Origin of the sequence: Sphingomonas sp. HDW15A (assembly GCF_011301715.1) — a bacterium.
Classification (GTDB): Bacteria; Pseudomonadota; Alphaproteobacteria; order Sphingomonadales; family Sphingomonadaceae; genus Sphingomicrobium.
On the sequence record NZ_CP049870.1, the window covers coordinates 2,247,606 to 2,259,735 of the forward strand.

Here is a 12,130-nt window from a genome sequence, read left to right on the forward strand (position 1 = left end):
CCGCCGCTAGGCAAGCGTTCCGGCGCGAGAATGAGGAGTGAATGGGAATGGCGTCTACCTGGATCAAGCTGGCTGCGGCCGTCACGGCTCTTGGCCTCGCGTCCGGGTGCGCGATGGGCGTCCAGGATCACCGCGGTTTCGTCATCGACAAGGAACTGGCCCAGGGCATCCAGGTCGGTGTCGACAACAAGGACTCGGTTACCAAAACGCTCGGCCGTCCGACATTTACGGGCCAGTTCAACCCGAATGACTGGTATTATGTGTCTCAGGACACGCGAACGGTCGCGTTCAAGTCGCAGCGCGTGCTCGACCAGGACATCCTCCACATCACATTCGACGCCGCTGGCAATGTCGCCGCGATCAACCGCACCGACGAGACGCAGATCGCGTCGATCGACCCGGTCAAGGACAAGACCCCGACTTTGGGCCGCAAGCGCGGATTCTTCGACGAACTGTTCGGCAACATCGGCGTGTTCAACAGCGGCGCGCTGGGCCAGACCAATCCAGAGAACTAAGCTTTTTCAAGGTCACCGATTGTCCTAGACGGGGCGCATGACCGCGACCCCGCAAGGCATGACCTATGCCGATTATCTGAAGCTTGATGACGTTCTCGGCGCCCAGGCTCCACTGTCGGACCTGCATGATGAGATGCTGTTCATCATCATCCACCAGACAAAGGAATTGTGGCTGAAGCAAATGCTTCACGAGGTCGCCCTCGCCTGCCGCCTGATACGCGACGATCATTTCGCAGGTGCGCACAAGGCCCTGTCGCGGGTCAGCCGGATACAGACCGTGATGACGATGTCTTGGGACGTGCTGTCGACGCTGACTCCATTCGACTACATGAAGTTCCGCCATGTCCTTGGCACATCGTCGGGCTTCCAGTCGGCCCAGTTCCGGGAGCTGGAATTCCGCCTGGGAATCAAGGACCCGAAATACCTCGACCTCCTCGAAGGCGGCAGCGCCGGCCGCAGGCGGCTTGAGGCGGCACTAGCGGAGCCAAGCCTTTGGGACGAGGCCAATGACGCGCTCGGCCGCGCCGGCTTCGACATTTCGACCGAGGATTCGATCCGCGCCGGCTGGCTAGCCGTCTATCGCGACGCCGAAGCGCATTTCGATCTCTATGGCTTGGCCGAAAAGCTAGTCGATCTCGACGATTCGCTCGCTGCGTGGCGGCATAAGCACTTGCTGACGGTCGAACGGATAATCGGCATGAAGCGCGGGACCGGCGGATCGGCCGGCGCTGCTTACTTGCGCGCGACGCTTGAGAAACGTGCCTTCCCGGCATTGTGGGACCTGCGCACTGACATATGAGCTTCAAGCACCTCTTTTCCCGCACCCTGGAAGCCGCGCCGGGACGCCTGCATTTCGCAGCGCACAGTCATCATCTGTGGCCCGACGCCAGCTTCGACGGGCAGGTCGAATGCTGGCAGGATGCCGCCCGCCTTGCCGACGTAAAGTGGGACAAGGTGATGGACTCGGTCTGGCCCGAAGCCCAGACCTATGTCTCCGACGAGCTTGGTACGGGCGATGCGTCAACCGTCGTTTTCGCGGCAAACACGCATGAGTTGCTTGTCCGGCTGGTCGCGGCTTGCCCGCGCAGCAATCCGTCGCGCCTGCGCGTCCTGACCAGCGACGGCGAGTTTCATTCGGCACGCCGCCAGTTCGCGCGCTGGCAGGAGGACGGCTGGCTTGAAGTCGAAACCATTGCCTCCGAGCCGTTCGAGGATTTTACCGAGCGCTTTCTCGCGGCAGCGGGCGCGGGAAACCACGACCTCATCCTCGTCAGCCATGTACTGTTCGGAAGTGGCCGGCTGTTCGACGGAGTCGCGCAGCTGGCCACCCTTGCATCTCCCCAAGGACCATGGACCGTGATTGACGGCTACCATGCGTTCATGGCCATCCACTGTCCCTATCCCCACGGCGGCGGCGCCTTCTATGTCGGCGGCGGCTACAAATATGCGATGGCTGGCGAAGGCATCGGCTTCATGCATTGCCCACCTGATTTTGGGCCGCGGCCGCCGATCACCGGATGGTATGCCGAGTTCGGCGAACTCACCGCGCCGCCCGGTGGAGTCGGCTACCGGCAGGACGCGATGCGCTTCATGGGCGCGACGTTCGATCCATCGGCACTTTACCGCTTCAATGCGATTCGGCGGATGCTGTCCCGGGAAGAGCTCACGACCGCTCGGATCTCCGCCCACGCAGAGGAGCTTCAGCAGCAAGCACTCGAAGCGCTATCAGCCACCCCTCTCGGCGGAGCCGATTTGCTGAACCCGCTGGATGGCGGACCGCACGCGCGGTTCCTGGCGTTTCGATCTGCCAGGGCCGCCTCGTGGCAGAAGCAGCTTCGCGAAAGGCAATGCATCACCGACGTTCGTGGCGACGTCCTACGGATCGGGTTCGGACTTTATCAGGATTCCGGCGACGTCTCGGCATTGGCGAAAATCGCTGCCGATCTCGATTAGCGCTTCAGTCCTTCGGCCAGCAGGCGATTGACTTCGTCTGCGATCCGCTCCGGCTGCTCGCTCGACCACACGCCGAAGCGAAGTCCCAGGAAGACGTTCATACCCATCAGCGCCCAGGCCCAGGTTTCCAGCGTCCCGGAATCGGCGTCTCGAAGATCGCCGGCGTCGACACCGGCTTTCAGGCGTGCCGCAATACGATCGGCGGTCGTCTCATAGTGGCGGCGAAAGCCTTCGGGGTCGACGAACTCCGCTTCGTCGACGATCCGGTAGACTTCCTTGTGATCGGCAACGAAGCGGAGATAGGCGGCTAGCGCACGGCGTTCTCCGTCCAGCGCATCCCTCGCTTCCGCGAAGGCCGGGGCGACCAGATCGCGAACCTTGCCAGACATGTCCTGAACGAGCGCTGCGAACAGCGCCTCCTTGCTATCGAAGTATGTGTAGAAGGTGCCCAGAGCGACCTTGGCCCTGCTGGTGATGCCAACAATCGACGTTTCCGCGAATCCGCGCTCGCCGAATTCGGCGATGGCCGCATCGAGGATCTTGCGCAACGTCCGTTCGCCACGCGCGGTCCGCGGGGCCTTGCCCTCACCAGCCATCCCGGCCGCGCTGTCGGTCGGTCTTTTCGCCGTCCCCTCGGCCATCGCACTCCCCCCTCAAGCGTTGCCTCGGCGCCCCGGCAAATTCCTAAACCCGAGCCCCTAGATTTCACAAGTTGAAACTTGGTTCAACTTTCATTACGTTCCGATGACGGTAGGCGACCCGCTCTTCGGGCTGGGCGCTTGAGAGAGGGGACCGAATGATGACGATGACCGCTTTTGCGCGTGCTTTCCTTTTGGCTTCGGCAGCGACGATGGCCGGTCCGGCCTGGTCGCAGGCTACCGAAGAACCGAGCCCGCCCGCTGAGAACCCGGCGCCGGCAGCGGAAGAGGCGCAGGCCGCCGCGGATGCCACTTCGAACGGTGAGGAGATCGTGGTCACCGCCCGCCGGGTCGAAGAATCGATTCAACGCGTGCCGTCGTCGATCAGCGCTTTCACGGAGCGCTCGCTTGACCGCATCCAGGCGACGGACACGACCGGTCTCCAGGGCGCCGTCCCCAACCTCAATATCGTCCAGGGCCGCGGTTCCTCGAATGCGACGAACATTTTTATCCGGGGCATCGGTCAGCCGGACGCCCTGCAGACCTTCGATCCTGCAGTCGGTGTCTATGTCGACGACGTTTACCTGTCGCGTATTCGCGGCAACCAGCTCGACCTTCTCGATCTCGAGCGATTGGAGGTTCTTCGCGGTCCGCAGGGTACGCTCTACGGCAAGAACACCATTGGCGGGGCGATCAAGTTCGTCACTCGCAAGCCCGGCGATTCGCTCCGCGCCAACGGCAGCATCACCCTCGGAAGCTACAACCAGTTCGACTTGAAGGGCGCAGTCTCGGGCCCGCTCAGCGATTACATCGGTGCCGGGGTGTCCTTCATGCGCGCCAAGCGCGACGGCTTCGTGGAGGACGAGGGCGATGGCCGCGAATACAACAACCGCGACACCTTCGCCGGCCGCGCAGTGGTCGCGATCACTCCGACTGATCGACTTCGCTTCGACCTGACCGCAGACGTCAGCAAGGACGACGCCAAGCTCAACGTCGGCCGCCCGCTCAACAACCTCGTCCAGTTCTCGGGCAACGTGCTCGTCGTCGACGAACCGGTCGGATCGGGCAGCTACGATTGGGAAGTGCGGACGACGCCCGGTTTCCCCAACTCGACCAAGCTTACCCACTATGGTTTCTCGGGTACCGCGGCCTTCGAGTTGACGGACGAGCTTACCGTCAAGTCGATCACCGCTTACCGCAATCTCAAGACCGACGATTATATCGATATCGACGCCACCCAATATGAGGTTGGCGACGTCTTCGTCGGGGTCGACCAGAACCAGACCAGCCAGGAATTCCAGCTGCTCTACAGCGGTGAACGGCTGAACGCCGTGGCAGGCTTCTATTATCTCCAGGAGCGCATCGAGTCGCACCAGGAGGCCTACGCCGACGACCTGCTCGGCACCTTCTTTGGCGGCGGCACTTTCCTTCGGACGGTCGACGACGAGCTGGATACGCGAAGCCTAGCCGCCTTCGCCAACGGCAGCTACGAGATCGTCCCGAACCTCCGCCTGTCGGCCGGCATCCGCTTCACGCGCGAGCACAAGGACTATTTCCGGACGACTTCGACCTTCTCGTCGAACCCGATTTTCACGTCGCTCGTCCCGCTCGAATTCGCTCCGGACAAAACGTGGACCGACACCTCGCCGATGGCCAGCATCGACTGGCAGGCGACCCCGAACCTGATGCTGTACGGACGGGTGGCAAAGGGCTTCAAATCGGGAGGCTTCAACGGCCGCGCCAACAGTGCGACGGAGCGCACGGCCTATGATCCGGAAACCGCGCTATCATGGGAAGCCGGATTCAAGAGCCGACTGTTCGGCCAGTTGACGCTCAATGGCGCTGCCTTCACCTCAACCTACAAGGATTTCCAGGCGCGCGTGTCGGGCACGGAGGATGTCCTCGGTATCCCGACCCCGACGCTATCGGTGCTCAATGCGGGCAAGCTCAAGATCAACGGTGCAGAGCTGGAAGCCGCCTGGACTCCAATCGACAATCTCCTGCTGGATACGCAGATCGGTTATCTCGATGCCGAGTATAAGGACTTCGATGACGTCCGCTTCACCAATTGCTGCGATGGCAGCCGCGCCTTCCAGACTCCCGCCTTCGCACCGAAGTGGACCGTGCGCGTGGGCGCTCAGTACGGCTTCGATCTCGGCTCTGCGGGCACGATCACGATCGGCGCCCAAACCCGGCACAAGTCGCGGACTGCGCTTGCTGTCGATAATACGCTCGTCATCGGCACCGGGCCTGGCGCCGGCACGCGGTCGGAAATCGACGGACTGTTTCAGAAGGGCTACTGGGTGCACGATGCCCGGATCGTCTACGAAACGGCGAACAAGCACTGGGAGCTTGGGCTTTACGGCAACAACCTGTCGGACCGGGCCTACAAAACCGACGCTCAGGAATTTTCGTCGGTCGGTGGTGTCCGCACCGTTTATTACGGCGCGCCGCGGACGATCTCGCTCAAGCTGACTGCGCGATACTAAGGCCAGGGCAGGGAAACTCCCATGTCCGAGTCTACCGGCCTTCGCTGGACGTCGTTCGACGGCTTACGGCTGTTCGCCCGCGATTATCGTGGGACGGACGACGACCAGCGGCTGCCGGTCATCTGCCTTCACGGGCTGACCCGCAACAGCCGCGACTTCGAGAACCTGGCGCCGATACTGGCGGCGGAAGGACGGCGAGTCATCGCTCCGGACATTCGGGCCGCGGCCTTTCCGACAGAAGCGCGGATCCGCGCCGTTATCACCCGGGCATTTACGCCAGGGATATCGCCGCGCTTTTAGACCAAGTGAAGATAGACCGCGCCATTTTTCTCGGCACGTCGATGGGCGGCCTCATAACCATGGCGCTTGCCGGCCGCCGCCTGCGCAGCATTGCCGGGGCAATCCTCAACGAGGCCGGTCCGGAGGTAGACCCGCGGGGGATCGCGCGAATTCTCTCATATGTCGGCGATGCCGGTCCGTTCTCAACCTGGGGGGAAGCAGCGGATTATCTCCGCGAGATCAATTCCGTGGCCTTCCCTGCGTTTGACGAGAGGGACTGGAGCGAACTCGCCGATCGCCTTTTTCACGAGGAGGGCGGGAAGATTGTCGCTTATTGCGACCCGGCTATTGCCGCCCCGCTGAGCAAACCGCCGCCTCGGCTCGCCAAGCCTATCGCGCACTGGCTGTTTCGTCGCCTCGCGCGCAGGCTGCCGACGCTGCTGATCCGCGGTGCGATCTCAGATGTCGTCACCGCCCCGATTGCGGAGCGAATGAAGAAGGCTGCTCCGCACCTGGAAGAGGCGGTCGTTCCAGGGGTCGGGCATGCTCCCACGCTTTCCGAGCCGGAGGCACTGGCCGCTATTCGCGACTTCCTCGCTCGCTTCCCGTGATTCGCGCAGGGTTGCGGAGCGTTTTGTCAGCCGTCATGACAAGGGGCCGGCCGTCATCAGGAAAGGGCCCCCGCCAGTGAACGCACAACGTCTCGTCGCGGGCGCAACCCGAACCTCGTGCTCGGCTTCCTGCTCATCGCCTACATCTTCAATTTCCTCGACCGGCAGATTCTTGGAATTCTCGCCGGGCCGATCATCGCCGATCTCAAGCTCACGGATGCGCAGTTCGGAGCGATCGGCGGAATCGCCTTCGCGATCCTCTATTCCTTCCTTGGAATCCCGCTGGCGATGCTCGCTGACCGGACTAGCAGGAGCCGAGTCATCGCCGGTTCGCTGGCCGTGTGGAGCGCCTTCACGGCCCTGTGCGGATCCGCCACGAGCTTCATCCAGCTGTTCATCTTCCGACTCGGCGTCGGCGTAGGCGAGGCGGGCGGCGTGGCACCGGCCTATGCGCTCATCGCCGATTATTTCCCGCCGCAGCGGCGGGCCCGGGCGCTTGCCATCTTCTCGCTTGGAATTCCGCTCGGTCTGGCGTTGGGAACCCTGATCGGTGCCTATCTCGCCGCATGGGTTAACTGGCGCGCGGCGTTCATCGTCATGGGTGCAGCAGGCGTCCTGCTTGCTCCAATAATGCTCTGGGTCGTACGCGATGTTCCGCGTCCGAAGACGCCGAGCGCAGCCGCTCCGCGCCTTTCGGAAACCTTCCCGCTAATCGCCAGGAAGCCGGCCTTCTGGCTGATGGCGGCCGCCGCATCATGCAGTTCGCTTGCCGGTTACGGGCTGGCCCTTTGGACGCCCTCAGTGCTTGAGCGGAGCTTCGGGTTCTCGCTGATCGAGCGCGGCCAGTTTCTCGCTTCGATCTTCCTGATCGGCGGCACTGCCGGCGTTTTTCTCGGCGGCGTCCTAGCGGACAAGCTCGGGGCAGGAGACAAGCGCTGGTACGCTTGGCTACCGGCCGTCGCCTGGCTGGTAACCGCACCGCTCTTCGCCTTGGGCCTACTATCCGAGAACGCCACGGCGGCCTGGCTGCTGCTGCTTATTCCCAATGCGCTCAACATCCTGTGGCTTGGGCCCGTCACCACCGCAGTCCAGCACCTCGTCCCGCAGCAGCTGCGATCCACGGCTTCCGCCAGCTTCCTGCTGATCAACAACTTTATCGGTCTTGGCGTCGGCCCGACGCTGATCGGCTGGCTTTCGGACAACTATAAGGTTCGCTTCGGCGACGAGGCGCTGCGCTATGCCTCGGTAAGCGTGATTGGTTTCTATGTCCTGGCCGCCTTGCTGATGTTTCTGGCTTCGCGCCGAATTACCCAGACATGGGTTGAGGACGAAGCCGCGCCCGCTTGAACCTTTGCCTTTCGTCCCTGTGAACGGCGCTGGAACGCTGTGTTCCACCGACCGTTAGGGACGCGAAAGGAATTTTCGATGCGTAACTGGATTCTCGCGGCAGGCGCCGCGGCGCTTGCGTTGACGGCACCTGCCTTGGCTGACCCCAACAAGGGCGGAAAAGGACAGGGCAGCGGTCATCAAGGTCACAATCCGGGCCCGAAGGCAGAACGCGGTGGCGGCAAGCCGGGTCATGGCGGCGATCACGCTATCCGCCAGGGCAAGCCCGACCGCATGGAGCGTCAGGCGGCGGCCCGATCCGATGGCGGCCGCGATGGCAAACCGCATCATGCTGGGATCGAAAGTCGCGGAACCGAAAAAGCTCGGAGCGCCAATGCCCGCTTGGTCCATGGCAGCAAGGCCGTGATCGTCGGCGACGACGGCGAAGTGCGGGTAGTCCGCCGAAATTTCGATGGGGGTGCTTTCTTCCGAAATGGCCGAGTACCCTTCGATTGCCCGCCGGGCCTCGACCGAAAGGACAATGGCTGCTTGCCCCGGGGCAGGCGAGAAAGCTGCTTGGCGCGCCTCTGGCCATGGCCTTCGCCGACGACCGAATTCCGGTTCAGTATCGCAATTGGTATCCGGACAACGACAATTTCTATTACCGCAGCGGCGACGGTTTCATCTACCGCGTGAACCGCTCCAACAACCTCGTAGACGGCCTCATCCCACTGTTCGGCGGCGGCTATTACGCCGTCGGCGATCCCTGGCCGCAGACCTACAATTTCTACAACGTACCGACGCAGTACCAGTCTTACTGGCCTGATGGCGGCGATTATGGATACCGCTACAGCGATGGAGCGATCTATCGGCTCGATCCGTCGACCAACGCGGTGAACGCCATCGTTGCGCTGCTCGCCGGGGACCTAGGCGTAGGCAGCAGGCTCCCCGACGGATACGACGTTTACAACGTGCCGATATCCTATCGAACGCAATATGCGGACACGCCGGACGCCTGGTACCGCTACAACGACGGTTACATTTATCGCGTCGACCCGACGACGCGGCTGATCACGGCCGTCATCGACGCCATCGTCTAGAGTTTCATCCATCAACAGCTCGAGGAGCCATCTCATGCGACACTGGATCGCTTACCTTGCCGCTCTCGCATTGCCCCTTGCGGCCTGCGACAAGGCGGTGGAAGACGCGCCCAATTCCGAAGCGGCGAAGGAAGCGGCTGGGGAAAGCACCATCGCCCAGGGCCTTGGCGATGACGCCAGCCGCTTCGCTGCGGCCACCAAGGCTGCTGGTCTCGACACGACCTTGGCCGGACCGGGACCGTATACCGTCCTCGTGCCCACGGACGAGGCGTTCGGAAAGCTTCCTGCCGGCGCGCTCGACAACATGATGAAGCCGGAATCCCGGCCACAGCTTACCAAGGTGCTGACCTATCACATTCTGTCGGGCGCCATCCTCGCTGAAGACATCGCAAAGGCGATCGAGAACGGGGCGGCAAGACCCAGCTTATGTCGGTTGGGGGCGGCACGCTCACCGCTTCCAGGGAGGGCGACAAGATCGTCATTTCCGACGGTGCCGGCGGCAAGGCCGTGGTCACTTCGGCTGACGGCAAGCACTCGAACGGTGTCATCCACAAAATCGATGCGGTTCTTACGCCCGCATAAGGGCGCCGATTCATCCTCATGACCGGGCGGGCGCTCAGCGTCCGCCCGCTTCGTCCATCACTCGCTCTTTGCCACTAGCGGCGCGCGTGACGCTCGCTATAACCGAAGCCAATCGGGCCCGGCTTCCGACCGGGCTATCCAGGGCAGCGAACGGAAAGCGGCAAATGAAGGCGACGATCGAACGGGCAACTCTCCTGAAAAGCCTGGGCCACGTCCAGTCGGTTGTGGAGCGGCGAAACACCATCCCGATCCTTTCCAATGTGCTGATCGAGGCTAAGGACGACGGCTCGCTTCGGCTCATGGCGACCGATCTCGATTTGCAGGTGGACGAAAGCGTCGCCGCGCAGGTCGAGCAGGCCGGCGCCACGACCGTCCCCGCTCACACTTTCTTCGACATCGTCCGCAAGCTTCCGGAAGGCAGCCAAGTCGAACTGACCGCCGCCGACGGCAAGATGAAGGTCGTCGCCGGCCGCTCGCGCTTCAATCTTTCGACCCTTCCACGCGACGATTTCCCGGTGATTGCCGAGGGCGAATTGCCGACCCGGTTCGAGCTTCCGGCCGCGACCCTTCGCCAGATCATCGACAAGACCCGCTTTGCGATCAGCAGCGAGGAAACCCGCTATTACCTGATGGGCATTTTCCTCCATGTCGCCGACGACAGGCTGAAGGCGGCGGCGACCGACGGCCATCGGCTTGCACGGATCACGCTCGACAGGCCGGAAGGCGCGGAAGGGATGCCGGACATCATCATTCCGCGCAAATGCGTCGCCGAGCTTCGCAAGTTGCTCGACGAGGTCGAGGGCACAGTCGAAGTCTCGCTGTCGCCGACCAAGGTCCGTTTCGGCCTCGGCAATGCCGTGCTCACCAGCAAGCTGATCGACGGAACCTTCCCGGACTACAATCGGGTCATTCCGACCGCCAACGACAAACTTCTGAAGCTCGACCCGAAAAGCTTCGCAGCCGGCGTAGACCGTGTTGCCACTATCGCCTCGGAAAAGACCCGCGCCGTCAAGATGAGCGTCGACCGCGACAAAGTAACCTTGAGCGTTACCAGCCCGGAAAGTGGAACCGCGACGGAGGAGCTCGCCGCTGACTACGGCAATGACAGCCTCGAGATCGGCTTCAACGCCCGTTACTTGCTCGACATCCTGCACGAGATTGAAGGCGACACGGTCGAGGTTCACCTCGCCGACGCCGCCGCTCCGACGCTGCTTCGCGAAAAAGACGACAGCGCAGCACTCTATGTGCTGATGCCGATGCGGGTATAGTCGAGCCACGGAGCGCAGGCGACCGGTTGCGCAGCAATCGGAAGCTAGCGCGAAAAGATGGCGAGATGCGGACGGCTGCGCCGAAGGCGACAGGTCCGACAGCGCGGATTTACTCCGCGCCGAATAGCCCTCACTAGAAAATCGTGTCCCTTTCCCGCCTTTTCCTGACTGACTTCCGCAATCATGCCGACGCCTCGCTCGATGTCGCCCCCGGCTTCGTCCTGCTCAGTGGCCCCAACGGCGCGGGCAAAACCAACATCCTCGAAGCCGTCTCGCTGCTGACTCCCGGGCGCGGGCTGCGCCGCGCGCCGCTGTCGGAAATGGCGCGTCAGGATGGCGAGGGCGGTTTCGCCGTCGCGGCACGGCTGGACGACGGCACGGACATCGGCACCGGGACGCTCTCAACGGCGCCGGAGCGGCGGCGGGTACGGATCAACGGCGCGCCTGCCTCGGTCAACGCGCTCTCTGAGCGCCTGTCTGTGCTGTGGCTGACTCCGGCGATGGACAGGCTGTTCACCGATAGCGCCGGGGCACGGCGGCGGTTCCTTGACCGACTGGTGCTGGCTTTGGAGCCAGGTCACGCGCGCCACAGTGCGCGCTACGAAGCGGCGATGCGGGCGCGCAACAAGCTGATTGCCGAACCGGATGGCGCCGACCCGGCGTGGCTGCAGGCGCTCGAGGCCGGAATGGCCGAGCATGGCGAGCCACTTGCCGCCGCCCGCCGCCGCACGGTCGATGCGTTGGCCGCAGCGATCGCCGCTAGTCCTGACGGCGAGTTCCCACGCGCCGGCCTCTCGCTCGAAGGTGGCGACGAAGGCGATCTCGCCGCCGCGCTGAAGGCCAATCGTGGCCGCGACGCTGCCGCCGGCCGCGCCACCGCCGGTCCGCACCGCCAGGATCTCGTCGTCACGCACCTGGAAAAGTCGCAGGCAGCCGCGCTGGGATCGACCGGCGAGCAGAAGGCGCTCCTCATCGGTACCATCCTCGCCCATGCCGATCTTGTCACCGAGCGGCGCGGCCAGCCGCCGATCCTGTTGCTCGACGAGGTCGCCGCCCATCTCGACCCGGACCGGCGCACGGCCTTGTTCGAACGTTTGGCTGGGCGGGGTCAGGTGTGGATGACGGCGACCGAATCAGGTCTGTTCGTAGGCATCGGTGACGCCACCCGTTTCCGCGTCGAACGCGGCGTTCACGCCGCCTGACTGGACTTTTTAGAACTTCCCTCTATATTGCACCGCAACACGAGGCGCTTTTACAGCGGCGTGAACGATCGCGATGACGATCGGCCCGCGCCTCGATCCGGAACGAACCGGCTCTCCAATTCACGCGGGGTGCTCAACCCAACCCCGATCGGACCGTGCCATTTGCA

General features: G+C 63.3%; 12 protein-coding genes. 11 read left to right on the top strand and 1 reads right to left on the bottom strand.

The window, feature by feature from the left end:
* The first annotated feature begins 47 nt into the window (after positions 1-47).
* From G7076_RS11770 to G7076_RS11780, 3 genes are read left to right on the top strand one after another with little or no spacing between them, the layout of a single operon-like run.
* Entirely contained in the window at positions 48-515 is a 468-nt protein-coding gene (locus tag G7076_RS11770; RefSeq protein WP_240913800.1) for an outer membrane protein assembly factor BamE, read from the top strand.
* 37 nt (positions 516-552) lie between these two features.
* Positions 553-1,314: a tryptophan 2,3-dioxygenase family protein gene (locus G7076_RS11775; protein ID WP_240913801.1), complete on the top strand. Its 762-nt coding sequence runs from the start codon at positions 553-555 to the stop codon at positions 1,312-1,314.
* Positions 1,311-2,468 carry an aminotransferase class V-fold PLP-dependent enzyme gene (locus G7076_RS11780; RefSeq protein ID WP_166203088.1) on the top strand — a complete coding sequence of 386 codons (1,158 nt, stop codon included), beginning with the start codon at positions 1,311-1,313 and terminating at the stop codon, positions 2,466-2,468. The genes G7076_RS11775 and G7076_RS11780 overlap by 4 nt, the downstream gene beginning before the upstream one ends.
* Here the strand turns inward: G7076_RS11780 and G7076_RS11785 are convergent.
* On the bottom strand, positions 2,465-3,109 hold the full coding sequence (locus tag G7076_RS11785) for a TetR/AcrR family transcriptional regulator (RefSeq protein WP_206367541.1): 645 nt from the start codon (positions 3,107-3,109) through the stop codon (positions 2,465-2,467). The genes G7076_RS11780 and G7076_RS11785 overlap by 4 nt on opposite strands.
* Before the next feature lie 155 nt (positions 3,110-3,264).
* Here G7076_RS11785 and G7076_RS11790 point away from each other — a divergent pair, with 155 nt between their 5' ends.
* The 8 genes from G7076_RS11790 to recF all read left to right on the top strand — a co-directional run bounded on the left by G7076_RS11790 (position 3,265) and on the right by recF (position 11,963).
* Entirely contained in the window at positions 3,265-5,595 is a 2,331-nt protein-coding gene (locus tag G7076_RS11790; RefSeq protein WP_240913802.1) for a TonB-dependent receptor, read from the top strand.
* A gap of 21 nt (positions 5,596-5,616) precedes the next feature.
* A complete protein-coding gene (locus tag G7076_RS12560; protein ID WP_240913803.1) occupies positions 5,617-5,895 on the top strand; it encodes an alpha/beta hydrolase in 279 nt (92 codons plus the stop codon).
* Complete coding sequence (locus tag G7076_RS12565; RefSeq protein ID WP_240913927.1) at positions 5,865-6,485, top strand: alpha/beta hydrolase; 621 nt, start codon at positions 5,865-5,867, stop codon at positions 6,483-6,485. The genes G7076_RS12560 and G7076_RS12565 overlap by 31 nt, the downstream gene beginning before the upstream one ends.
* Positions 6,486-6,602: 117 nt before the next feature.
* Complete coding sequence (locus G7076_RS11800) at positions 6,603-7,832, top strand: MFS transporter (RefSeq protein ID WP_166203090.1); 1,230 nt, start codon at positions 6,603-6,605, stop codon at positions 7,830-7,832.
* Positions 7,833-8,404: 572 nt separating this feature from the next.
* Complete coding sequence (locus tag G7076_RS11805; protein ID WP_166203092.1) at positions 8,405-8,911, top strand: hypothetical protein; 507 nt, start codon at positions 8,405-8,407, stop codon at positions 8,909-8,911.
* A gap of 34 nt (positions 8,912-8,945) precedes the next feature.
* Positions 8,946-9,515, top strand: a complete 570-nt coding sequence (locus tag G7076_RS11810; RefSeq protein WP_166203094.1) for a fasciclin domain-containing protein — start codon at positions 8,946-8,948, stop codon at positions 9,513-9,515.
* Positions 9,516-9,657: 142 nt separating this feature from the next.
* The gene (dnaN, locus tag G7076_RS11815) at positions 9,658-10,761 is read left to right on the top strand and encodes a DNA polymerase III subunit beta (protein WP_166203096.1); all 1,104 of its coding nucleotides are present in this window, start codon (positions 9,658-9,660) and stop codon (positions 10,759-10,761) included.
* 143 nt (positions 10,762-10,904) lie between these two features.
* Positions 10,905-11,963 (top strand): DNA replication/repair protein RecF, encoded by a 1,059-nt coding sequence (gene recF / locus G7076_RS11820; protein WP_166203098.1) that lies wholly within the window; start codon positions 10,905-10,907, stop codon positions 11,961-11,963.
* Positions 11,964-12,130 lie beyond the last annotated feature (167 nt).

Excerpts from the sequence above, each read along its gene's own strand:
- G7076_RS11770 (WP_240913800.1), top strand. The coding sequence starts at position 48 with ATGGCGTCTACCTGGATCAAGCTGGCTGCGGCCGTCACGGCTCTTGGC.
- G7076_RS11805 (WP_166203092.1), top strand. The coding sequence starts at position 8,405 with ATGGCCTTCGCCGACGACCGAATTCCGGTTCAGTATCGCAATTGGTAT.
- G7076_RS11785 (WP_206367541.1), bottom strand. The coding sequence starts at position 3,109 with ATGGCCGAGGGGACGGCGAAAAGACCGACCGACAGCGCGGCCGGGATG.
- G7076_RS11780 (WP_166203088.1), top strand. The coding sequence starts at position 1,311 with ATGAGCTTCAAGCACCTCTTTTCCCGCACCCTGGAAGCCGCGCCGGGA.
- G7076_RS11790 (WP_240913802.1), top strand. The coding sequence starts at position 3,265 with ATGATGACGATGACCGCTTTTGCGCGTGCTTTCCTTTTGGCTTCGGCA.
- G7076_RS11810 (WP_166203094.1), top strand. The coding sequence starts at position 8,946 with ATGCGACACTGGATCGCTTACCTTGCCGCTCTCGCATTGCCCCTTGCG.
- G7076_RS12560 (WP_240913803.1), top strand. The coding sequence starts at position 5,617 with ATGTCCGAGTCTACCGGCCTTCGCTGGACGTCGTTCGACGGCTTACGG.
- dnaN (WP_166203096.1), top strand. The coding sequence starts at position 9,658 with ATGAAGGCGACGATCGAACGGGCAACTCTCCTGAAAAGCCTGGGCCAC.
- G7076_RS11775 (WP_240913801.1), top strand. The coding sequence starts at position 553 with ATGACCGCGACCCCGCAAGGCATGACCTATGCCGATTATCTGAAGCTT.